We start from the raw sequence: 23,083 nt of genomic DNA on the forward strand, positions 1-23,083 counted from the left end.
AATCCTTGCGTCGTTGTAGCGGTGGTGTTGTTAGAAGAAGCCGAGCTTGTTTTCGTTGTAGCTGACCAGCAGGTTCTTGGTCTGCTGGTAGTGGTCCAGCATCATGGCGTGGTTCTCGCGCCCGATGCCCGAGGACTTGTAGCCGCCGAACGCGGCGCCCGCCGGGTAGGCGTGGTAGTTGTTGACCCAGACGCGGCCGGCCTGGATTTCCCGGCCGGCGCGGTAGGCGATGTTGCCGTTGCGGGACCAGACGCCGGCGCCCAGGCCGTACAGGGTGTCGTTGGCCAGGCCCATGGCGTCGTTGTAGTCGCTGAACTTCGTGACTGCCACCACCGGGCCGAAGATCTCCTCCTGGAAAATCCGCATCTTGTTGTGGCCCTCGAAAACGGTGGGCTGGACGTAGTAGCCCCCGGCCAGGTCGCCGGGCAGTTCGGCGCGGCCGCCGCCGGTGAGGACCTTGGCACCTTCCTGCTTGCCGATGTCGATGTAGGAGAGGATTTTCTCGAGCTGGTCATTGGAGGCCTGGGCGCCCACCTGGGTTTCGGTATCCAAGGGGTTGCCCTGGATCATTTTCTCCACCCTGGCCACGGCGTCGGCCATGAAGGATTCGTAGATGTCCTCCTGGACCAGCGCGCGGGACGGGCAGGTGCAGACTTCGCCCTGGTTGAAGGCGAACAGCGCGAAGCCTTCCTGTGCTTTGTCGTAGAACGCGTCGTTTTCCTGGGCGACGTCGTTGAAGAAGATGTTCGGGCTCTTGCCGCCGAGTTCCAGCGTGACGGGGATGAGGTTCTGGCTCGCGTACTGGCTGATCAGGCGGCCGGTGGTGGTCTCGCCCGTAAAGGCAATCTTGCGGATCCTCGGGCTGGATGCGAGCGGCTTGCCGGCCTCCACCCCGAAGCCGTTGACGATGTTCAGCACGCCTGCGGGCAGCAGGTCGCCGATGAGTTCCACCAGGACCAGGATGGAGCTCGGCGTCTGCTCGGCGGGCTTGAGCACCACTGCGTTGCCTGCCGCGAGCGCCGGCGCAAGCTTCCAGACGGCCATCAGGATGGGGAAGTTCCAGGGAATGATCTGGCCGACGACGCCGAGCGGCTCGTGGAAGTGGTAGGCGGTGGTGTCGTCGTCGAGCTGGGAGAGCCGGCCCTCCTGGGCACGGACGGCGGAGGCGAAGTAGCGGAAGTGGTCGGCGGCCAGCGGAATGTCGGCGTTGAGGGTTTCGCGGATGGGCTTGCCGTTGTCCCACGATTCGGCGACGGCGAGCATTTCCAGGTTCTCGTCGATGCGGTCGGCGATCTTGTTCAGGATGGCGGCGCGCTCGGCAACCGACGTCTTGCCCCAGGACGGTGCAACCTTATGGGCCGCGTCCAGCGCCAGGTCGATATCTTCTGCAGTCCCGCGGGCTACCTCGCAGAAGGCCTTGCCGGTGACGGGCGTGATGTTTTCGAAGTACTGGCCCTTGACCGGGGCAACCCATTCGCCGCCGATCCAGTTCTCGTAGCGGTCCTTGAAGGTGACCTTCGAACCCTCGGTACCGGGCTGGGCGTAAACAGTCATTGCTAGCTCCTTTGCTGTGCAGAGGGCGGCTCTTGCTGCTGGCGGCCGCCGTTGGAATCAGCGTAGGAGCGGGCAGGTTGCAGTCAGGTTGCACCGTCCCGGAGCTTGGGCCGCAACCTGGTTTCGGCAGACTCAACCACCGGCGCGCCTTAAGCGCCCAATTCGGCTTCCAGCCGCTCCAGGTCCGCGACGACGGCGGCCCGCTTGGGTGAGCGGGCGGGCAGGAGGCGCAGGGCGGCGCGGCGGACCCCGACGTCGTCCCTTGCCTCGGGAAGTTCGGCGTACTTGAGCAGCGACTCAGCGCTGCCGTCCGTGAGGACTGCCTCTCGCAGGAGCAACGAGACCTTGTCCCGCAACTCCACGACGCCGGGCGCCTCGGACCGCGGCAGGACAGCGCCGCGGTAGATTTCCAGGGCGATGCGGTGCGCGCCGCGTTGCAGGCAGCTCAGCACCTGGCCGCTGTCCGGCACCACATCGACCGGAAGCCGATAGGGCCGGGAACCGGGAACGGCATCGGGGCTCAGTTGCTGGAGGACTTTGCGCAGGCGCACCATTTCAGCCCTCAGGGTGATGGTGGAACCCTCACCGGGATAGAGCAGGACGCCCAGTTCCTCAGCAGAAAGCCCGTCGGGGTGGGTGCTGAGCAGCGCCAGGATCTCGCTGTGCCGGGCGGAAAGAACAATGGTTTTTCCTTCCAGGCTGAGCAGTGCCTGGTCGCGGCCCAGCAGCTGCAGGCTGTTCCGGTACAGGCTGCCTTCCTTGACCCCCTGCCCCGGTGCGCGGGAAGCGGAAGCCGTGGCCCGGCGTCGTGCCGGCCTGTTCGCAAGCTCCGCGGCAAGCTGAAGGCGCTCCACCCGCAGCTGTGCCTGGGCGGCCGCTACTGTTGCCTCCACCAGCGACAGGGTATGCGGCGCCACCGCCGTGGCCGTGCCCGTGATGTCCACGACGCCGAGGACGGCACCGGAATCCGGGTCGTGGAAGGGCACCGCCGTGCAGCTCCAGGGGTGCACTGCCCGCTGGTAATGCTCAGCGCCGGCAATCTGGATGCCCCGGCCCAGGGCAAGGGCGGTTCCGGGGGCGCTGGTGCCAACCGTGGCCTCGGACCAGTCGGCGCCGGCAACAAACATCATGCCCTCTGCCCTGCGCTGCAGCGCAGGATCGCCTTCCACCCAGAGCAGCCGGCCCACTTCGTCGCCCACCGCCACCAGCAGTCCGGAGTCGTGGCTGGGCTGTACCAGGAGTTTGTTGATGACCGGCATGATGGCGGCCAGGGGGTGATGGCTGCGGTAATCCTCGAGCTCATCCCGGTCCATGGCCAGTGGAGCGGCAGGGTTGTCCGGGTCCGCCTTGAATCCGGCGGAGCGCTGCCACGACTCGCGGATCAGGTTGCGCAGGCCGCTGGAGGCATCGTGCAGGGAGCCGCCGTCGAGCAGCTCGTGGGCGGCCAGTGCGCCGCGCTGCAGCGGCTCCGGCTGGATCAGGTTCTTCATCGAACTCCTGTGCTGCCTGTAGGCACGGCGCTGCCGTGCCGGCCAAGGGGTGGTGGCAATTCTAACCCTGCCCTCCTCCCCCACCTAGGCCTGCCGGCGGGGTGGTCAGCCGCGGGAGATGCGGATCATCTCCTCGCGCGGCACCACCTTGATGCGTTCGCGCACCACATGGTCGAGGCCTTCGGGGCCGGTCCAGGCTGCGCCCAGGCCCGCTTCGTGGGCGTCGAGCTTGTTCCAGCCTTCCCACGTGGTGTATTCGATGCCGCGTTCCTCCAGCAGGTCGATGATGGCCTGCGGATCGGGGTTCTGCGCGGGCGGCAGGGTGAGCCGGTCCTCGAGGAGGAAGCCGATGGTCTCCAGCGCGTCGCCCTTGGTGTGGCCGATCAGGCCCACCGGGCCGCGCTTGATCCACCCGGTGGCGTAGATCCCGGGCACCGGGTTACCTGCGGCGTCCAGCACACGGCCGCCCTCGTTGGGGATGACACCGCGCTTTGCGTCGTACTCCAGTTCGTCCAGGGCCGAGCCGTGGTAGCCGATGGCACGGTAGACGGCCTGCACGGGGTAGTCGATGAACTCGCCGGTGCCTTTGGCGTTGCCCGTGCCGTCAAGCTGCATGCGCTCAAACTTGATGCCTGCCACCTTGCCCGACCCGCCGTCGTCGTAAATCTCAACGGGACTGTGCAGGAAGTGCAGGTGCAGCCGGCGGGAGGAGGGGTTCTCCGATTCGGTATGCTCCTCCACGAGCCAGTTGGTGAGCGTGTTCACCATGGTCTTGATCTGGTTGTTGCTGCGGATGGCTTCGTCGGAGGCCTCATCGAACTCGAAGTCCTCCGGGTAGAGCACGATGTCCACGTCATTCATGTGGCTGAGCTCCCGCAGCTCCAGCGGCGTGAACTTCACTTGGGCCGGGCCGCGGCGGCCAAACACGTGCACGTCCGTCACAGGCGAAGCCTTCAGTCCCTGGTAGACGTTGTCCGGAATCTCGGTGCTGAGCAGCTCCTCCGGATGCTTGACCAGCATGCGGGCCACGTCCAGCGCCACATTGCCGTTGCCGATGACGGCAATCTCCTTGGCGTCCAGGGGCCAGTCCCGCGGCACGTCCGGGTGCCCGTCGTACCAGGACACAAAGTCGGCTCCGCCGAAGGAGCCCTGCAGGTCGATGCCCGGGATACCCAGGTCCGCATCCTTGACGGCGCCGGTTGAGAAGATGACGGCGTCGTAGAAGGCGCGGAAATCGTGGAGAGTAAGGTCCCGCCCGTAGGTGACGTTGCCCAGGAACCGGATGTCGCCGCGGTCCAGGACCTTGTGCAGCGCATTAACGATGCCCTTGATGCGGGGGTGGTCCGGGGCCACGCCGTACCGGATCAGGCCGTACGGCGCGGGGTAGGCCTCAAAAAGGTCGATACTGACTTCGAAGTCGCCCTCCTTCACGCCACTGGACTTTGTGAGGATGTCCGCAGCGTAGACTCCTGCCGGCCCGGCGCCCACGATGGCTACGCGGAGCGGACGTGTGGGGGTGGTTTCGCCGTGGTTGGACACTCGGAGCCCTTCTGACCGATGAGGATGCGCAGGTAGGAGCAGCGCACAGTCACTTATTCTAATTGGCCCCGGACCCCTGGCCGCGGAGCACAAAGCCGGCCTTATCCGCTTTTGGCCAGCGGAACCACATCGCCTTCGCGGTAGAGCAGCGCGCGCAGCTCGGCCTCGGCGGAGTCCGGCCGCTTGGGGTCGATGGTTTCGCCCTCGTGGTAGTGGTCCACCACGCGAGGGTCCACATAGCTTTTGCGCGCGATCGAAGGCGTGTTCCCCAGTACTTCGGAGGCGTCGACCATCGCCCGGCTGATGGCCCGCTTCCGCTTCGCCGCCGTTCTCTGCGGGCCGGTCCTGGCAAGGCTGGCAGCCGCCGCCACCGTACCCCGCAGGGTCCGGAAGTCCTTGGCGGTAAAGTCCGAGCCGGTCCGCTCCTTCACGTAGGCGTTGATGTCCGCGCTGGTAACCGGCCGCCACTGCCGGCCGTCCTTGTACGCCAGGAGCCGGGCGTTGGGTCCCCGCCGCTTGAGCAGCCGCAGCAGGGCGGCAAGGTCGGCGTCGCGGATTTCCGACTCCCAGTCCTTGCCGCTCTTGGCAGGGAACCTCAACAGGATCCGGTCCTTGCGCACCTGCACGTGGGCGCAGAGCAGGGTGGCCAGGCCGCGGCTGCCGTTCTCGTTGGTGTACCGCTCGGACCCCACCCGCAGCGACCCGCTGTCTAGCATCCGGAAGGCGGCCGCAAGGACCCGGTCACGCGAAAATCCGTCACTTCGCAGGTCCATGGTTACCCGACGGCGGGCGCCCGGCAGCGATTCGGCCAGCTGAAGCGCCCGGTTGAACTTCACCCGGTCCTTCCGCTCCCGCCATTCCGGGTGGTAGATGTACTGCCGCCGGCCAACAGCGTCCACGCCGGTGGCCTGGATGTGCCCGTTCTCGAACGGGGCAATCCAAACGTCCGTCCACGCCGGCGGTATTCCGATACTTTCCAGCCGCTCGCGGACGGGCCCCGGTGGCAGGGTGGAGCCGTCCAGGTCCCGGTAACTGAAACCCTTGCCCGCCGCCACCCGGCGGTAGCCGCGGCCCGAAGCGTTGCTGCGCCGGAGCCTCATGGGGCGGTCTCCGGCCGGTCGGCGTAAGTCATAAAAGCAAGCCTACTGACTATTTGCCGGAATACCCGTCCTGGAAGTGATGTTATGGGTGTTGTGCCTTTTCCCGATGGATCCTCCTCCCCCGCCCACCTGCCCGCTCCGACTACCCCAACGTCCTCGCCAGGGCCGGCTCCTGCAGCAGCAGTAAGCGGGGCACCCGCAGGCGGCGCCGGCACCAAGGGGGCGCCCAAGGCAGTGGACAAGGAGACGACGGCGGGGATCCTGTTTGGCATCGGCGCCTACGGACTGTGGGGGCTGCTCCCGCTGTACTTCTTTGTGCTGATGCCGGCAGGCGCCGTCGAAATTGTGGCCAACCGGGTGGTGTGGTCACTGCTGTTCTGTGCGCTCCTCATCACGGTGACCCGGTCATGGGGCACCCTGTCGCAGGCACTGCGGGACCGTTCCGTTTTTGGCACGCTTGCCGTGGCGGCTTTCCTGATCGCCATCAACTGGCTGACCTACACCTACGGGGTGACCACGGGACAGGCCGTCGAGGCATCACTGGGATACTTCATCAATCCGCTGGTTTCGGTCATGCTTGGCGTGCTGGTACTGAAGGAAAAGCTGCGGCCGCTGCAGTGGGCGGCCGTCGCCATCGGCTTCATCGCCGTCGGAGTGCTCACCTACTCCTATGGAAAGCTCCCGTGGATTGCACTGACGCTCGCCTTCAGTTTTGGCCTGTACGGTTTCGTGAAGAAGCGGGTTGGTCCGAAGGTGGATGCCGTCACCAGCCTCAGCGTTGAAACAGTGGTGCTGGCTCCGTTTGCTGCCGTCACCATGATTTACCTGGCGTCGGCCGGAACCGCCACCCTGACCACACAGGGGCCCGGCCATTTCTGGCTCCTGCTGGCTTCCGGCGTGATCACCGCGGTGCCGCTGGTGTTCTTCGGTGCCGCGGCACGCCGGCTCCCGATGACCACCATCGGGCTGCTCCAGTATTCAGCACCCGTGCTGCAGTTCATCCTGGCGCTGCTGGTGTTCAAGGAAGCAATGACCGTGGACCGCTGGATCGGGTTCGGCGTGGTGTGGCTGGCGCTGCTGGTCCTGACCGTGGACATGCTGCGCACCGCACGCAAGACGTCCGTGGCCCGCCGAAGGAGCAAAGCTTCCCTGAAATCCACCTGACCCACTGTTGCGGGGAAGCCCGGTGGAGTAGGTTGCTCGGATGGAGGACTCATATCAGGTCATCGTGATCGGGGCAGGATTCGCCGGCATCGCCGCAGCCAAGGAACTTGGCCGCAAGGGCGTCCGGGTACTGCTGATCGACTCGAACAACTACCACCAGTTCCAGCCGCTGCTGTACCAGGTTGCCACGTCACAGATCGGCGTGTCAGCCATTGCCCGGCCCATCCGGTCGGTTTTCAGGCGCCGCAGGAACGTCCGGGTCCTGACGGCCGAGGTGTCTGCCGTCGACGCCGCAAACCACACTGTCACCACCGCCGAGGGTGACACATTCCGCGCCCAGATCCTGGTGGTTGCCGTTGGTGCCGTCCCCAATTTCTTCAACATACCCGGCGCGGCGGAGCATACCTTCCCGCTGTATTCGGTCACGGACGCAACCCGTTTGGGAACCAGCGTGACCCGGCTGCTGGACCGGGCGGACCGGGAGCCAGGGGCGCCGGTGGAGATGGTCGTGGTCGGCGGCGGACCCACCGGTGTGGAGACAGCCGGGGCCCTGGCGGAAAACATCAAATTCGTCGTGGCCAAGTACTTCTCCCCTGAACTGGCTGCGCGGTGCCGCGTGCACCTGGTGGACATGGTCCCCACCGTCCTCACCATGTTTTCGGCGAAGTCCCAGGAGTACACCCGGCAGCGCCTGGCAAAAATCGGCGTCCAGATGCACATGGGCGTGGGCGTCACAGAAGTGCGTGACGGCGGCGTAACGCTGGCCGACGGGACGGACATCCCGGGAGGAATCGTGGTGTGGGCCGGGGGGCTCAAGGGCGGCGACCTCCTGGCCGGCTCCGGGCTGCCCCAGGGGAAAGGCGGCCGGATCGATGTCCTCACCGACCTGACCGTTCCCGACGTCGAGGGCGTCTACGTCATTGGCGATGCCGCCAACATCACCGACTCCACCGGAGCCAAGCTGCCACAGCTCGGCTCAGTGGCCCAGCAGGCCGGCAAGTGGGCAGCCCGCAACATCAACGCAGACCTCAACGGCGGCACCCGGCAGCCGTTCCGCTACGTGGACAAAGGCTACATGGCCATGATCGGGCGGGGAGCGGCCGTGGCTGAACTCGGCCGGCAGCGCATGCAGCTCCAGGGGCCGCTGGCCTTCCTGTCCTGGCTCCTGGTGCACCTGGCGCTCCTGTCCGGATTCCAGCAGAAAATCCGGGCGTTGTTTTCCTGGCTCAACGGGTACGTCCTGCACAGCCCCGCGCAGGTGGTTATCGGCGGGCCGGATAACGTCAACCGACAGCTGCCTTAAAACCCCTGGGCCCCGGAACGGTAGTTCCGGGGCCCAGGTTTTGTTCGCGCCGTTGCGAGGGGACGCTAACTCTATTGACGGCTACGCGTTGGCCTTGATGGCCGCAGCCAGGACCTCCAGGCCGTCGTTCAGCAGCTCATCGGTGATAACCAGCGGCGGCAGGAGACGGATGACGTTGCCGTAGGTGCCGCACGTCAGGATGATGACGCCTTCCTTCAGGCAGGCGGCGGCAACGGCCTTTGTCAGTTCCGGGTTCGGTTCCTTGGAGCCGGCCTGGACCAGCTCGATGGCCAGCATTGCACCGCGGCCGCGGACATCGCCGATAACACCGGTTCCAGCGCCTGCCAGTTCCTGCTGCAGTTCCCGAAGCCGGGTAGTGGCGAGGGCTTCGATGTGGCGGGCGCGGCCGTTCAGGTCGTACTCCTCCATGGTGCCGATGGAGGCGAGTGCGGCGGCGCAGGCCACCGGGTTGCCGCCGTAGGTGCCGCCGAGGCCGCCCGGGTGGACGGCGTCGAGCAGGTCTGCCCGGCCGGTGATAGCGGAGAGCGGCATGCCGCCGGCGATGCCCTTGGCCAGGGTCATGATGTCCGGGATGACGCCTTCGTGGTTGACGGCGAACCATTCGCCGGTGCGGCAGAAACCGGACTGGACCTCGTCGGCGATGAAGACGATGCCCTTGTCCTTGGCCCAGGCTGCCAGTGCAGGGAGGAAGCCTTCAGCGGGGACGATGAAGCCGCCCTCGCCCTGGATGGGTTCGATGATGATCGCGGCAACCTGGTCTCCGCCGATCTGCTTTTCGATCATGGTGATGGCGCGCTTGGCGGCCTCGGCACCGGTGATCTCCGGGTTTTCCTCGCGGTACGGGTAGCTCATGGGCATGCGGTAGACCTCGGGCGCGAACGGGCCGAAGTTGGTCTTGTACGGCATGGCCTTGGCAGTGAGCGCCATGGTGAGGTTGGTCCGGCCGTGGTAGGCGTGGTCGAAAGCCACGACGGCGTCACGCCCCGTGGCGAGGCGGGCCACCTTGATGGCGTTCTCCACTGCCTCCGCGCCGGAGTTGAACAGGACGGTGCGCTTCTCGTGGTCGCCCGGGGTGAGGCGGTTCAGCTGCTCGGCGACAGCCACGTAACCTTCGTACGGCGTGACCATAAAGCAGGTGTGGGTGAAGTGCTCCACGGCTTCCTTGACAGCACCGACGACGGCGGGATCGGACGCGCCCACGCTGGTCACTGCGATGCCTGAACCAAGGTCGATGAAGGAGTTGCCGTCCACGTCATGGATGATGCCGCCGTCGGCGTCGGCAACGTATACCGGGACGCCGGAGGCGACGCCCGCGGCGACGACGGACTTGCGCCGTTCAGCCAGGGCCAGCGACTTGGGGCCCGGGAAGTCGGCCTGGACGCGGCGCTTCTGTTCCAGCCGGAAGGTGATGTCTGATGCGGTGGTGGTCATGGGGGGCCTTTCAGGAATTGCGGGGAGCGTTTGGGGAAGTGATGCCGTTAGCGCGGACTCGTCAGGCGTCCAGTGCGCTCATCACGTGCTTGATGCGCGTGTAGTCCTCGACGCCGTACATGGAGAGGTCTTTGCCGTAGCCGGACTGCTTGAAGCCACCGTGCGGCATTTCGGCGGTGAGGAGGATGTGGGTGTTGATCCAGACGGCGCCGAAGTCCAGGTCGCGGCTGAGCCGCATGGCCGTGCCGTGGTTGGAGGTCCAGACGCTGGAGGCCAGGGCGTAGTCCACATCGTTGGCCAGTTCCACCGCTTCTTCTTCCGTGCTGAACTTTTGCACCGTGATGACCGGTCCGAACGTTTCCTGCTGGACGATGCTGTCCGTCTGCTTCGCACCAGTGACGATGGTGGGCTCGAAGAAGAAGCCCTTATCCCCCGCCTGGTGTCCGCCGGTTTCGATCCGGCAGTGCGCTGGAAGGTTTTCCACCACGGAGCTGACCTGCTTGAAGTGGTTGATGTTGTTCAGCGGGCCGAAGTAGTTGTCTTCGTCGTTCTGCGAGCCGGTGTGCAGGGTCTTGGTGTGCTCCACCATGGCTGCCACAACGTCGTCATGCACGGATTCCTCCACCAGGACCCGGGTGATGGCGGTGCAGTCCTGCCCGGCGTTGAAGAAGGCGAATTCGGCGATGGCCGCGGCGCTCTTCTTGATGTCGGCGTCCTTGAACACGATGGCCGGCGCCTTGCCGCCCAGCTCCAGGTGGGCGCGCTTGAGGCTCTTCGCGGCACCGGAGGCGACGGCGATGCCGGCGCGGACCGAGCCGGTGATGGACACCAGGCCGGGAACCTTGTGGTCCACCATCATGGCTCCGGTCTGGCCGGTGCCCAGCACCACGTTCAGGACGCCGGCGGGGAAGATGTCACCGGCGAGACGGGCCAGGACCAGGGTGGACTCCGGGGTGGTGTCCGAGGGCTTCAGGACAACGGTGTTGCCGGCTGCGAGCGCGGGACCGATCTTCCAGATGGCCATCAGGAACGGGTAGTTCCAGGGCGCCACCTGGGCCACAACGCCGATGGGTTCGCGGCGGACGTAGGAGGTGTGGCCCTCGAAGTACTCACCCGCTGACTTGCCTTCCAGGATGCGGGCTGCTCCGGCGAAGAAGCGCAGCTGGTCGGCACCGGCGGCGACTTCCTCAGAGGCGATCAGGGAGCGCACCTGGCCCGTGTTGCGGTGCTGCGCCTCCACCAGTTCGTCGCTGTTGGCCTCGACGGCGTCGGCGAGCTTGAGCAGCATCAGCTGGCGCTGGCCGGGCGTGACGTGCTTCCAGCTCTTGAAGGCTTCCTTGGCTGCGGCCATGGCAGCGTCCACATCCTGCTGGTTGGAGATGGGCGAGTGCGCCACCACTTCACCGTTGGTGGGGTTCACGATGTCCAGCGTGCCGCTGCCGGCGGGCGTGACAAAGGAACCGTTGATGAAGTTCTGCAAGGTTTGGACCACGGTGTGCAACCTCTTTCCTGGGGGCCATCGGCGTCGAAACTGATGGATCTGACTGCCTTGAGCCTATGCCAGCGCCCCTGCCCCGTGAATAGCCACCTGCACACCTTTCCTGCCGCTTTTTAGTGCGGTTGACTAGCGCCCGTTTATCCTTGGTTCATGGCCATTTCCCTTGCTGCCCTCCTGGGTGTCAAATCCCTGAACCTGTCCAAAGTGGGGGTCGCCGAGACCACCTGGCACGAGGACATCAACTGGGTGGCTGTGACCGAACTGGAGGACCCGCAGCGCTTCATCAATGGTGGCGAGCTCATCCTCACCACTGGCTTGCGGCTGAAATCGGCCCCCGAGCAGCGGCGTTTTGTCCGGCAGGTACAGCGGGCCGGCGCCGTGGGTATCGGCTTCGGCGTGGGGCTGTCCCATGAAGCAGTACCGCCGGCCCTGCTCGCCGAGGCCAACCGCTGGGGCCTGCCGGTGGTGGAAGTCCCCTACGAAACACCCTTCATCGCCATCGGCAAGCTGGTGGCGGACGCCCAGTCCGCGGACCATTACGCCAAACTGGAACGGCTGATCGCCGGCCACCAGGTGCTGGCGCGCGCGCTGCTGACCGGCGGCGGCCTGGCCGAGCTCCTGAAACACCTCGGCGGGATGCTCCGGGCGGACATCGCGCTCACCCAGTTCACGGCACAGCTGTACAACAGCACCAAAGACAGTCCGCAAGCCGATACCTGGGCGTCCTACCCCATCCCCACCGGCCGGCGGGATGCCTGCACCCTCTGGGTCCGCAAGCCCTTTGAGGACTCGGGCATCATCGGGTACGCCCAGAACCTGATCAGTGTTGAGCTGAACAACATGGTCAAGCAGCGCCAGGCCGAGCGCGCCCTGTGCGGGCAGGTGCTGGAGGACGTGATCCACGGGGCGCTGGAGACCAGCGAGGCGCAGCGCCGCCTGGCCGGGGTGGGCATCAACAGCACGCGCAAGAACGTGGTGCTGTTGGCTGTCTCGGCCGCCCATCACAAGGCCCTGGTGAGCACCTCGGTGCCGCGGGAACTGGAGAAGTCCGTGGCCGCCGTCGTGGGCAAGGACCTGATGCTGGTGATGAACGACGACGGCGGGGCGGCGCCGTCGCTGGCGCGGAAGTTGAGCGACCACCTGGCGGAGGCGGGGATTCACGCCACGATCGGCATCGGCGGCGCGTACACCAAGCCGAACGGCCTGCGCTGGAGCTACTTTGAGGCGCGGGATGCGGCCAGCCACGGACTGCCGGTCAACGAGCCGGAGCGGCTGAGCCTGACGTCGCTGCTGCTGGCCAGTGAGGACGTGCCGCTGGCGGACATGGCCCACGAGTCCCTGAATCCGCTGCGGACCTTCGACGCCGCCCATGGCGCCGAACTGATGACCACGCTGGAAAGCTACCTGAACAACAACGGCTCCGTGGCCGCCGTCGCCGAGGAGCTCACCCTGCACCGCAACACGGTCAGGTACCGGCTGGCACAGATCACCGAACTGACCGGTTACGACCCCGCGGTCACCACGGACCGGGTGCAGCTCTGGCTCGCCCTTGCGGTGGCCCGGCTGTCCGCCCGGCAGGGGAAGTAGCCGCAACGCGGGTCAGACAGGGAAGTAGCCGCAACGCGGGTGGGCCCACGCCCGCCGGGTTCCCTGGCCGAGCTTGCGAGGCTAGGGTGCGGGCGGGGTCAGACAGTGCCCAATAGTTGGGGTTGAAAGGGCGTTATCTGACTCCGCGTTGCCTTGGGAGCCCCTACAGAACCCCGCGCCGCAGCAGGCCACGGGACTTTTTCCGGGCCTTGCGGTACTTGGCCTCGGCCTGGTCCATGACTTCGGCCTGGCGTTTCCGAAGCACCGCCATCGCCTCGGCCGCGGCCTCCGCCATGGCAGGGCCCGCTTCCAGGTCCTGCAGCAGCTTCCGGGCCACCACGGCGTCGTGGAAGCCGCCGAGGATTTTCTGCTGCTTGTGGGCTGCCTTGGCCACTTTCCCGGCGCGTTTGCCCTTCACCAGCACCGCCAGCTCGGCCACGTGCCGCAACCGCTTGGCCTCCTTGCGGACCTGGTGGAGTGCGTTTTCGTAATCCGTGCCGCGCCGGGCCTGGCGGGCGGCCTTCTGCGAGCGCCGCAGCCTGCGCACGGACTTGTCCACGGCTTTCACGGCAAGCCGACGGCCTGCCGCCACCTCATCCGCCCTCACCGGCGGCTTATCGCGGAAGTCTTCCAGGTTGTCCAGCAGCCGAAAATACCGCTCGGACTGAAGGGCGTCGTGTACCTGGCGGTAACCGGCGTCGAATGCCGCTCCGGCCTTGCGCTCCACCTGCTCGCGGACGGCGTCCGTGCCGGCCCCCGGCGGAAGCCCGGCCAGTTGGCCGCGCAGCCCTGCCAGGACCACCTCGGCGTCCCGCGGATCGCCCATCAGCTGGCCCAGCCAGTCCAGCTCATCCCGCAAACGCCGGACGGGCGTGGCCCGGTACAGCTTCTTGTACGCGGCCAGCACCGACCGGAGCCGGCGGATGGCGGACCTCATGTTGTGGATGCCCTCGGGTTCCTCCAGCCTGACCGCGGCGTCCTCGGCGAGGAGCCGGCGCAGTTGCTCCGTCACGTAGACGGTGACGACGGCGGCGGCCGGTGCCTTCTTTCCGGCCTGGAGTTCCACCGGGGCTGCCTGGCCTTCCAGCGCTGCGCCCGCCTTTGACGCGCCCCCAAGGGCCCGGGCCAGTTTGGATGCGTGGCCGGCCGGACGGGCTCCCGCAGCCAGGAGCAGCGGCTCTGCGGGCTCGAACAGCTCCGGCCCGCCGTGAACCAGTTCGAGTTCCCACTCGCGCCAGCTCTGCGGCTGTTCTTCCGCGTCTCCGGGGCGCAGGCGGGTTGCCTCCACCCAGTCATCTGCCAGGTCCGCCAGGTGCGTCCCGTCCCCGGCGTACAGCGCGTGGGTGGTACGCCGGGTCTGAAGCCGGACTACGGGCCTCACGTCGGCTCCCCGAAGGTGAGCCTGGACATGCGCCAGCAGGCTGTCAGGCACGACGTCGGGCTGGCCCAGCGGTGCGTGCACCTCGCGGCGGTGCTGGGGTTCTGTTTCAGTGGTTGCTTCCGGCGGCAGCTTCAGGTGCCAGCCGGCGTCGGCCCCGCCGGTGCGGCGGCGCAGGGTGATGCGGCGGGAGGCGAGCGTGTGCTTGTCCGTATCGAAGTAGACGGCCTCCAGGACGGCAGTATGCGGCGTCCCGACGCTGGCCACGCCCGCCAGTTCTTCCAGCGCGGGCACTGCGGCGTCTTCACCGACGTCGTACTTCTTCTCGATCTCAATTCCCTCGGAAGCCATCACAGCCGTCCTTCCGCACTCGTCACGCATGGCCTGGACGGATTGGCGCCCCAGCCCCCGCTGGCAGTCTATTGCCCGGGCAGGCAGCGGCGGGAGAGCTTGACCACAAAACTGGAAACATCAAACGTCTAACCTTTAGCCTTGGGAGATGCCCGCCGTTCCCCCCTCCCCTGCAATCCCTTACACCGCACATGCTTCGGCGCCTGCCACTGCTTCGGCCCAGGTGCGGGCCGCCGCGCCTGCTGTTGGGGGCACTTCTGGAGGCGAGGCAACCAAGCCGCGCTCCGCCGTCGTGTTCGGCGTGATAGCTCTGGTACTCATCGGGCTCAACCTGCGGGCGGGCATCACCGGGGCATCGGCGCTTCTGCACGACCTGCAGACCGTATTGGGTTACGGACCCCTCGTGGCTGCCATCATCCCCTCCATCCCCACACTCTGCTTCGCCCTGGCCGGCGCCGGTACCTCCTGGCTGACAGGCAAATTGGGCGTGGAGAAGGCCATCCTGCTGTCACTCTCCCTGCTGGCCGGCGGGCTCCTGCTCCGCGGCATCCCCGCCACCGGAATGCTGGTACTGGGCAGCGTGGTGGGAATGTCCGGGCTGGCAGTGTGCAACGTGGCCATGCCGTCCTTCATCCGTGAACACTTCGCGCACCGGACCTCGCTCATGACGGCCGTCTATACGGTGACCATGACCACCGGGGCCACCGTCACGGCCGTTGCCGTGGTTCCGTTGGCGCAGGCCCTGGGATCGCCGTCCGCGGCCGTCGGCGCCATTGGAATCACCGCCGTCGCCGCTTTCCTCGGCTTCCTCCCCGTCGCCTTGCACGCACACCGCAACAGCACCCGGTCCGCGGCCCGGCATGTGTCCCCCTGGCCGCTGCTTCGGACCCGGAAAGGGCTGCTCCTGACGGCAATCTTCACGCTCCAGGCCCTGTTGGCCTATGCGCTGCTGAGCTGGTTCCCGTACATGCTCACCACCATGGGCATGAACGCTTCGGACAGCGGGCTGATGTTCGGGCTGATGCAGCTGGTGTCCGTTCCTGCGGGCATGCTGCTCATTGCCATTGGTTCCCGCCCCCGCATGCTGCGCCCGGCGTTTTACCTGGTCAGCATCACCATGGCCGCGGGACTTGCCCTGCTCCTGGTCCTGCCGGTGGCCCTGGCCGTTGTTCCCGCGGTCCTGCTGGGGTTCGGCCTGGGCATCTTCCCGCTGGTGATGGTGATGATCAGCCGGAGCGGAGCCAGCACGGCCGAAACCACAGCACTTTCCACCCTTGCCCAGTCCAGCGGGTACCTGCTCGCCACCGCCGGCCCCTTCGGCATGGGACTGCTGCACAGCGCCACCGGCGGCTGGATCCTGCCCCTTGCGTTACTGCTTTTCCTGTCGCTGGTCCAGATTGTGGTGGCGCACCTGATCACGGGCAGCGCGATGACCCGCGGCGCAACTGGCGTCGTTGCCGCCCGCACGGCCGGATCACCCGCGGCCGAATTTCCCGCGGCCGAATCTCCCGCGGCCGAATCTCCCGCGGCCGGGCGGAAGTAGGACGCCATGGCCCTCAGTACCTCACACCGTCCGCCGCTTGCCGAGGAAGTCACGGCAAAGCTCCGCGCCATGATCCACTCCGGTGAATGGCCCCTGCACCAGCGCATCCCCTCCGAGACCGGACTGATGACGGATCTGGGCGTCTCGCGGGGCACGCTGCGCGAGGCCATCAAGGCCCTGGCGCACAGCGGCATGCTGGAAGTGCGCCGCGGAGACGGCACCTACGTCCGCGCCACCAGCGAGATCTCCGGTGCCGCCCGCCGCATGTACCAGGACCACACCGAGGCGCACATCCTGGAAGTCCGCCTCGGCCTGGACACCCAGGCAGCCCGGCTCGCGGCGCGCCATGCCACGCCTGACGACGTCGCGGCCCTGCGCGCGCTCCTCAGCGATCGGGCCCAGGCCTGGAAAAGCCAAGACTATGCGGCCTGGGCGCGTGCCGACTGGGGTTTCCATGAGCGCGTGGCCCAAGCCTCCGGCAACCCCCTGCTGCATGAGCTCTACGTCAGCTTCGGCGCCGTGGTCCATGAGGACATGCTCAAACAACTTCTCCGGCCCGGATTCGACGGGCTGCAGCACGAGGGGCATGACCTACTGCTCGAGGCCATAGAGCAGGGCGATGAGGACGGGTCCGTGGCCACCGTAAACCGGAACCTCAACTCCTGCGCAGAGTGGCTGGCGGCGTAGCGGCTCCGCCTTCGAAGGGAAATGCGGCGGTCACGGGGTTTCACCCGGCCTTAATCGGTCAGTAGGCTTACTATTCGACGAAGGTTGTCTTCCTGGCGTGCTCATACTGCGCACCCGGGTACCCGCCGACGAATGAGGAGTTCCCTATGGCGCAAGCACGCCTGACCGAACAGGTGCCGGGCACCGATACCCCGCAACCGCTACCGGCGCCACATCCGAACGGGCACGAACCGGCCGCGGCTCCAAAGAAACGCCCTGCCAAACAGCCCAGCGCACTTTGGACTGACGGGCTGGGCAGGGTGGGCACCCGGGCAGCCCAGGTCCTGCTGATCCTGACGGTCGCAGTGGTGTCCGTCTACGCGCTGATGCAGATCAAACTCCTGGTCATTCCGGTCCTGATCGCGCTGATCCTGGCCGCGGCGATAGGACCGTTCGTGAACATGCTGCGGCGCCGCGGCATCCCAGGCGGAGTGGCCACAGGCCTCGCTTTCGTGGCATTGCTGGCCTTGCTCGCCGGCATTTCCACAGTGATCTATTTTTCCGTCCGCAACCAGTGGGGCGAGCTGGCGGCACAGGCTTCCTCAGGACTGGATGAGCTGGAACAGTTCCTGCTGACCGGCCCGGTTCCCATCGAGCAGGAACAGCTGGACCAGGCGCGCGAAGGGATTGTGCAGTTCGCCACCAGCAGCCAGGTCCGGTCCGGCGCCATCACCGGCCTGTCGGTGGTCACCGAATTCATAGCCGGGGCCAGCCTGATGGTGGTCATCCTGTTTTTCTTCCTCAAGGACGGCGCGAAAATCTGGAACTTCTTCCTCCGGCCCTTTAGCGGGCAACGGGAAGCGAAGCTGCGCCGGGTGGGGAGCCGGACGCTGGAAGTGCTGGGCGGGTACGTCCGCGGCACCGCCATCGTGGCCCTGGTGGACACGGTGGCCATCGGCGCCGCGCTGCTGATCATGCAGGTTCCCCTGGCCTTTCCCCTGGCCATCATCGTGTTCATCGGCGCATTTATTCCGCTGGTGGGCGCCACGGTGGCCGGCATCCTGGCCGCCCTGGTGGCGCTGGTGGCAAACGGCCCGATTGTCGCACTGATCGTGGTGGCCGTGGTGGTGGCGGTCAACCAGCTCGAAGGCGACCTCCTGCAGCCGATCGTGATGGGCAAGTCACTGCAGCTCCACGCCCTGGTGATCCTGATGGCACTGACTGCCGGCACTATCCTGGCCGGCATCGTAGGTGCCGTGCTGTCGGTGCCGCTTACCGCCGTCGCGTGGGCCATCATCCAGGTGTGGACGGCGGAGGATCCAAACCTGGAGGACATGAACCCGAACCTGCCTCCCGCACAGAGCCAGCCGGTCTAGGCCTGGCCTTTTAATCACGCACGACGACGGTCCGGCACCTGGGCGCCGGACCGTCGTCGTTCGTTTTTGCTGCGTTAGCGCTGCAGGCCCGCAAACACATTCTTGGGCCGCTGCATCTCGCCGTGCTTGGCGCCCAGGATGACCACCAGGCCGGCGAACGCCGGGATGACCCACTGCAGCACCTTGAGCTGCTGCTGCGCCGCCTTCAGTTCATCCGAGGCATCCGGCCGCGGCTCCGTAGCACTCTCAGCGCCCTGATCGGCCAGCTTCTCCACCTTCTTGCCCAGGATGCCGGAGTACAGCGTCACGGCAGCGCCCGCCACCGTCACCGCCGTCTTGATCACCGTGTCCCGCGCCACGCCGTCCTGCTTGGCAATGCGCTCCTTGTTTTCCCAGGCAATCGCGAGGTCCGCCACCAGGTGGGAGGCGAACGCAGCCGTCTGGAAGGGCGCCCACTTCATCCACCCGGCACTGGAGAGCCGGGTCCGCTCTGACGGCTCCCTGGCCGCCGCTGCCGCACCGTTCAGGCCGATGGCACCCATCAAGGATCCACCGAACCATGCTGCTGCCGTCAGGTCGTGAACCGACCGGGCAATAAGATTTCCTGCCATGATGTGCATTCCTAACGTTGAACTGGTTACAGATGCCGTGCCTGCGGACGTCTCTTGCCGTGTCCCCTCAAGGTCATGGTGCGCCTATGGTAAGCACACTTACTAATGTTACGAAAGCCCGTCTTGTACAGGCGCAACGCGTAATATCTTGGGCATGGGTACTACAGGGAGTTTGTTCGGCTGGGCCTTTGGTGACCCCGCCCGTGAAGATGACGGCAGCTACGTGGAGAAGCTTCAGCGCGAAGCGTTCGGGAATGCGCGGGACACTGCCAAAGCCAAGGGCGTGGCAGTGGTGCCGGGAACCGAAGTCTTCACCGTGCTGAGCGGAAACGATTCCCTCGTGGAACTGGAGAACGCCCCCGGGCAGCTGGTGGTCCGCTGCACCGTCCACGTCGAGGGACCAGGCGCGGAGAAGATCCGCGCCGAAGGACCCATGAACGGATAAGCAATGTCGGACAGCGACTCCACCCTCAGCCAGGCAGCGGATGCCGTCGAGGAGGCCTCGAACCACCCGGCCCTCGACGTCCTGGCCCGGGCCGGGTTCGCGGTTATGGCGCTGCTGCACGTCATCATTGGGGCCATCGCCATTGCGGTCGCCTTCGGCCAGCCCGGAGAGGCCGAGCCCACGGGCGCCATCGAACAGCTCGCGGCCAATGCGTGGGGACCGGCCGTGATGTGGGCCTGTGTGGCTGCGTGCCTGGGCCTTGCTTTATGGCAGGCCAGTGAAGCCACGCTCCGGGCCCGCCGCCTTCCCCGCAAGGAGCGGCTGGCCAAGCTGGTTTCCTCGGGCTTCCTGGCCATCGCCTACGGCAGTGTAGGCCTCAGTTTCGCGGGTTTCGCCGTCGGACTGCGGGGCGACTCCAGTGAGAGCACCCGCGATTTCAGTGCTTCGCTGATGGGAACCCCGTGGGGGCTGTGGGCGCTGGTGGCGCTGGGCCTGACCATCATCGGGATCGGCGTCTACTTCATCTTCAAAGGCATCCGGCGGGGGTTCAAGGAGGAACTCTTCCACTTCGACGGCACCCGGCGCGGACGGCTTATCGACAGCCTGGGCATCTCAGGCCATATCGCCAAAGGCGCTGCCCTGTGCCTCACCGGGCTGCTCTTTGTGATTGCCGCCGCGAAGCATAACGCCAACGAATCCACGGGATTGGACGGCAGCCTCAAGGCGCTCCGCGACCACCCCTTCGGCCCCTACCTGCTGGTTGCCATCGGGGCCGGATTCATCGCCTACGGAATTTTCGCCCTCATCCGGTCCCGCTTCGGGCGGATGTAGCTCCACTACAGGAAGGAACGCCATGTCCACCGTGTCACAGCTGTTCAACACCCCTGCCGCCGATGTCTGGCGGGTCATTGCCGACGGCTGGCTCTACTCCGGCTGGGTGGTGGGTGCCTCAAGGATCCGCGCGGTGGACGACACCTGGCCGCAGGCCGGCTCACGCCTCCACCATTCTGTGGGCACGTGGCCGCTAGTGATCAACGACAGCACCCGCGTGACAGCTGCCGAACCGGAGAAGTCACTGGAACTGGTGGCGCGCGGCTGGCCGCTGGGCGAGGCCAAAGTGGTGATCACCCTGCAGGACCAGGGCAACCAGTGCCTTGTCACCATGGCCGAGGACGCTATCCGCGGCCCGGGCAAGAAGGTCCCGAAGGCACTGCGGGATCCGATGATCACCATGCGCAACCGGGAGACGCTCAAGCGGCTGGAGCTGATGGCGGCAGGCGGAGCCGGGAAGTAGCCCGGCCGGGTTAACTATTCAGCGGTCAAAGTGAAGGTGGATGCCTGGTCGCCGAAGTCATCGCTGACCACTACCTTGACCGGCCCCTTCTTGACGTCAAACGCAATGAGCCCCTGGCGGAGATCCCCGACGCCCACTTCCTCAGTGGGCAGGCCGCCCAGGCCATCCTCAAGATAGATCCGTTCGCCCTGGTTGCCCTCCGAGTCGTACGCCTCGAAGTTCATCGGCGCGGCCGTGCTGGTTCCGGTGAGCGTCTCCCATGAGACCTCGAACACCAGGAACCCTCCGTTCGCCGGTTTCAGGTAGGACATGGCCGGGATCTCGGTGGTGTACAGGGAATCGAGGACGCCGATCTTTACGGTGTTGCCTTCGGACACGGTGACCACGAGGGAGTTTTTATCGGTGGTGGTTCCGGATGATGGAGCGGGCGCTGCCTGCGAGGCCGAGGGAAGAGGCGGCTGAACGGGAACGTTCCGGCCCTCGAGGGCTGCAGCTGTGATGCTGATGGACACGACAGTGAGCAGGATTGCGGTAATCATGCTTGCGAGCCAGAGGATTACCGTGATGATCCACGCCTTCTTTTTGTTCTCCGGGTAGCCTTCCAGCGGACGCCCATCCTTGTCCCTGGCATTCCCGGTCAGGATGATGATCAGGTCAACGATGGCCCAGATACCCAGTCCGCCCAGAGTCAGCAGCTTGGCGGCGCCGGTGCCAATCTTGCCGAGATAGAACCGGTCCGCGCCCAGGCTGCCGAGCAGGAGGGACAGGATCCAGGTGGTGACGAAGGACTTGCCCGGCCCGCCGGCGTAAGGAACCTGCCCGTATGGCTCCGGCTGGTAGCCGCCGGACTGTCCTCCCTGGTAGTGCCCGGCGAAACCGGACGGAGCGGGCGGAACCGGCGGAACTGACGCGCTGTTTTCGGGCGCAGGCGGGTAACTGGGGTGGCTCATGGAGGGTCCTTAGGTAAGGGCAGGCGGAATGGCAGCGGCCGGCCGGGGCCGGCACGTGTTTCTCCAATGAATTTACTTTATTGGCCAAAAAAGTGGGATGGGCAGAAATGCCCATCCCACTGATTTGACTTCGAAAAGCGCTAGACCTGCGCGGCTACACCGTCGCGGGAGATGTCCACCATGTCCTCGCGCGGCACTACCTTAATGCGCTCACGCTTGACCTCAACACCGTGCGAGCCGCCTGCTTCCGTGGCTGCTGCGCCAAGGGCGAGTTCGTGGGCGTCCAGTGCCAGCCAGCCTTCCCAGCTGGTGAACTTCACGCCACGGGCGTCGAGGAGTTCCACCACGGCGTCCTCGGCCGGAACGCTGGCCACCGGAAGGTTTTCGCGGTCTTCCAGCAGGTAGGTGACGGTCTCCAGGGCGTCGCCCTTGGTGTGGCCGATCAGGCCGACGGGACCGCGCTTGATCCAGCCCGTGGCGTAGATACCCGGCACGTGGGTGCCGGAGGCATCCAGGACGCGGCCGCCGTCGTTCGGGACCACACCCTTCTTGTGGTCGAACTCGATCTCCGGCAGGGCGGAACCGAAGTAGCCAATGGCGCGATACACGGCCTGGACCCGGTAGTCCACGAACTCGCCGGTGCCGCGGGCGTTGCCTGTGCCATCCAGTTCGGTGCGCTCGAACTTGATGCCGGCCACCTTGCCGGGCGTCTCGGCGTCGTCGTAAATCTCCACCGGGCTGTGCAGGAAGTGCAGGTGCAGGCGGCGGGAAGCCTTCAGCTCGGAGACGTCCTCGGGCTGCTCGGCGATCCAGTTGGTGAGCGTGCCGACCATGGTCTTGGTCTGGTTGTTTGTCTGGATCTGGCGGTCCGATTCCTCGTCGAACTCGAAGTCCTCCGGGTAGAGGATGATGTCCACGTCCTTGGAGTGGGACAGCTCGCGCAGTTCCAGCGGGGTGAATTTCACCTGGGCAGGCCCGCGGCGGCCGAAGACGTGCACGTCGGTGACCGGCGAGGCCTTCAGTCCGGCGTAGACATTGTCCGGGATTTCCGAGACCAGCAGGTCGTCGGCGTGCTTGGATAGGACGCGCGCCACGTCCAGGGCGACATTTCCGTTGCCGATGACGGCGATTTCCTTGGCTTCGAGGGGCCATTCACGGGGAACGTCGGGGTGGCCGTCGTACCAGGAGACGAAGTCCGCGCCGCCGTAGGAGCCGTCCAGCTCGATGCCGGGGATGTTGAGGTCCGCGTCCTTGATGGCACCGGTGGCGAAGATGACGGCGTCGTAGTGGGTGCGCAGGTCCTCGATGGTGAGGTCCGTTCCGTAGTCCACGTTGCCGAAGAAGCGGATGTCGCCGCGGTCCAGGACCTTGTGCAGGGCGTTGACGATGCCCTTGATGCGGGGGTGGTCAGGGGCCACGCCGTAGCGGATCAGGCCGTAGGGTGCCGGGTAGCGGTCAAAGAGGTCGATGCTGACGGTCAGCTCGCCGCTCTTGACGGCCTCGCTCTTGGTGAGGATGTCCGCGGCGTAGACGCCGGCCGGGCCGGAGCCCACGACGGCGACGCGCAGCGGACGGTCGGCAGAACCTACGGTGGTGCTTGATGACACGGCTGTGTTCCTTTTCTTCGATCCGTCCCAACTAAGTAGCGCTAAGTGTCGTTATGAGGGCTCAAAACGACACTTGGCGCTACCCAGTTGGGTGGGGGCTAGGTGGTAACGGAGGTCTTGCGGGGGCTGTTGGGGGTGGTGGTTCCGTAATCAGCGGTTTTGAAGTGCGACGGCC

19 protein-coding genes are annotated in these 23,083 nt (G+C 66.2%); 9 read left to right on the plus strand and 10 right to left on the minus strand.

Going from position 1 to position 23,083, the window contains the following annotated elements:
• Positions 1-30 precede the first annotated feature (30 nt).
• The 4 genes from FNL14_RS12780 to FNL14_RS12795 all read right to left on the minus strand — a co-directional run bounded on the left by FNL14_RS12780 (position 31) and on the right by FNL14_RS12795 (position 5,683).
• The gene (locus FNL14_RS12780; protein ID WP_142060592.1) at positions 31-1,554 is read right to left on the minus strand and encodes an aldehyde dehydrogenase family protein; all 1,524 of its coding nucleotides are present in this window, start codon (positions 1,552-1,554) and stop codon (positions 31-33) included.
• 149 nt (positions 1,555-1,703) lie between these two features.
• A complete protein-coding gene (locus tag FNL14_RS12785) occupies positions 1,704-3,044 on the minus strand; it encodes a helix-turn-helix domain-containing protein (RefSeq protein WP_142060594.1) in 1,341 nt (446 codons plus the stop codon).
• A gap of 105 nt (positions 3,045-3,149) precedes the next feature.
• On the minus strand, positions 3,150-4,583 hold the full coding sequence (locus FNL14_RS12790; protein ID WP_142060596.1) for an FAD-dependent oxidoreductase: 1,434 nt from the start codon (positions 4,581-4,583) through the stop codon (positions 3,150-3,152).
• A 101-nt stretch (positions 4,584-4,684) separates the two neighbouring features.
• Positions 4,685-5,683 carry a DNA topoisomerase IB gene (locus FNL14_RS12795; RefSeq protein WP_091416187.1) on the minus strand — a complete coding sequence of 333 codons (999 nt, stop codon included), beginning with the start codon at positions 5,681-5,683 and terminating at the stop codon, positions 4,685-4,687.
• 84 nt (positions 5,684-5,767) lie between these two features.
• Between FNL14_RS12795 and rarD the strand changes: the two genes are divergently transcribed.
• Positions 5,768-6,847 (plus strand): EamA family transporter RarD, encoded by a 1,080-nt coding sequence (rarD, locus tag FNL14_RS12800; RefSeq protein WP_142060598.1) that lies wholly within the window; start codon positions 5,768-5,770, stop codon positions 6,845-6,847.
• A 40-nt stretch (positions 6,848-6,887) separates the two neighbouring features.
• Positions 6,888-8,150: an NAD(P)/FAD-dependent oxidoreductase gene (locus FNL14_RS12805; protein WP_142060600.1), complete on the plus strand. Its 1,263-nt coding sequence runs from the start codon at positions 6,888-6,890 to the stop codon at positions 8,148-8,150.
• A gap of 81 nt (positions 8,151-8,231) precedes the next feature.
• Here FNL14_RS12805 and gabT read toward each other — a convergent pair whose 3' ends face one another.
• Positions 8,232-9,602, minus strand: coding sequence for a 4-aminobutyrate--2-oxoglutarate transaminase (gene gabT / locus FNL14_RS12810; protein ID WP_142060602.1), 1,371 nt, complete (start codon positions 9,600-9,602; stop codon positions 8,232-8,234).
• Between the two features lie 61 nt (positions 9,603-9,663).
• Positions 9,664-11,094, minus strand: coding sequence for a gamma-aminobutyraldehyde dehydrogenase (locus FNL14_RS12815; protein ID WP_091417052.1), 1,431 nt, complete (start codon positions 11,092-11,094; stop codon positions 9,664-9,666).
• Between the two features lie 156 nt (positions 11,095-11,250).
• On the opposite strand from FNL14_RS12815, the gene FNL14_RS12820 reads away from it, so the two are divergent.
• A complete protein-coding gene (locus FNL14_RS12820) occupies positions 11,251-12,687 on the plus strand; it encodes a PucR family transcriptional regulator (protein WP_091416198.1) in 1,437 nt (478 codons plus the stop codon).
• Between the two features lie 163 nt (positions 12,688-12,850).
• Here the strand turns inward: FNL14_RS12820 and FNL14_RS12825 are convergent, their stop codons facing one another.
• The gene (locus FNL14_RS12825; protein ID WP_255470818.1) at positions 12,851-14,416 is read right to left on the minus strand and encodes a CYTH and CHAD domain-containing protein; all 1,566 of its coding nucleotides are present in this window, start codon (positions 14,414-14,416) and stop codon (positions 12,851-12,853) included.
• A 148-nt stretch (positions 14,417-14,564) separates the two neighbouring features.
• Between FNL14_RS12825 and FNL14_RS12830 the strand changes: the two genes are divergently transcribed.
• The 3 genes from FNL14_RS12830 to FNL14_RS12840 all read left to right on the plus strand — a co-directional run bounded on the left by FNL14_RS12830 (position 14,565) and on the right by FNL14_RS12840 (position 18,001).
• The gene (locus FNL14_RS12830) at positions 14,565-15,959 is read left to right on the plus strand and encodes a CynX/NimT family MFS transporter (protein WP_142060606.1); all 1,395 of its coding nucleotides are present in this window, start codon (positions 14,565-14,567) and stop codon (positions 15,957-15,959) included.
• A gap of 6 nt (positions 15,960-15,965) precedes the next feature.
• Positions 15,966-16,646 carry a FadR/GntR family transcriptional regulator gene (locus FNL14_RS12835; protein ID WP_091416206.1) on the plus strand — a complete coding sequence of 227 codons (681 nt, stop codon included), beginning with the start codon at positions 15,966-15,968 and terminating at the stop codon, positions 16,644-16,646.
• Between the two features lie 146 nt (positions 16,647-16,792).
• Entirely contained in the window at positions 16,793-18,001 is a 1,209-nt protein-coding gene (locus FNL14_RS12840; protein WP_142060608.1) for an AI-2E family transporter, read from the plus strand.
• Between the two features lie 74 nt (positions 18,002-18,075).
• On the opposite strand, the gene FNL14_RS12845 is transcribed toward FNL14_RS12840, so the two are convergent.
• Positions 18,076-18,612, minus strand: coding sequence for a hypothetical protein (locus tag FNL14_RS12845; RefSeq protein ID WP_142060610.1), 537 nt, complete (start codon positions 18,610-18,612; stop codon positions 18,076-18,078).
• A 154-nt stretch (positions 18,613-18,766) separates the two neighbouring features.
• On the opposite strand from FNL14_RS12845, the gene FNL14_RS12850 reads away from it, so the two are divergent.
• The 3 genes from FNL14_RS12850 to FNL14_RS12860 are packed head-to-tail and all read left to right on the plus strand — an operon-like array spanning position 18,767 to position 20,351.
• Positions 18,767-19,057, plus strand: a complete 291-nt coding sequence (locus tag FNL14_RS12850; RefSeq protein ID WP_091416212.1) for a hypothetical protein — start codon at positions 18,767-18,769, stop codon at positions 19,055-19,057.
• A gap of 3 nt (positions 19,058-19,060) precedes the next feature.
• Positions 19,061-19,888 (plus strand): DUF1206 domain-containing protein, encoded by an 828-nt coding sequence (locus tag FNL14_RS12855; RefSeq protein WP_142060612.1) that lies wholly within the window; start codon positions 19,061-19,063, stop codon positions 19,886-19,888.
• 22 nt (positions 19,889-19,910) lie between these two features.
• Positions 19,911-20,351, plus strand: coding sequence for an SRPBCC family protein (locus FNL14_RS12860; protein WP_142060614.1), 441 nt, complete (start codon positions 19,911-19,913; stop codon positions 20,349-20,351).
• A 14-nt stretch (positions 20,352-20,365) separates the two neighbouring features.
• On the opposite strand, the gene FNL14_RS12865 is transcribed toward FNL14_RS12860, so the two are convergent.
• Both FNL14_RS12865 and FNL14_RS12870 read right to left on the minus strand, forming a co-directional pair.
• Positions 20,366-21,301, minus strand: a complete 936-nt coding sequence (locus FNL14_RS12865) for a TM2 domain-containing protein (protein ID WP_142060616.1) — start codon at positions 21,299-21,301, stop codon at positions 20,366-20,368.
• A gap of 140 nt (positions 21,302-21,441) precedes the next feature.
• A complete protein-coding gene (locus tag FNL14_RS12870; protein ID WP_142060618.1) occupies positions 21,442-22,908 on the minus strand; it encodes an FAD-dependent oxidoreductase in 1,467 nt (488 codons plus the stop codon).
• Positions 22,909-23,083: the final 175 nt, after the last annotated feature.

This window comes from Pseudarthrobacter sp. B4EP4b, assembly GCF_006680095.1.
Classification (GTDB): Bacteria; Actinomycetota; Actinomycetes; order Actinomycetales; family Micrococcaceae; genus Arthrobacter.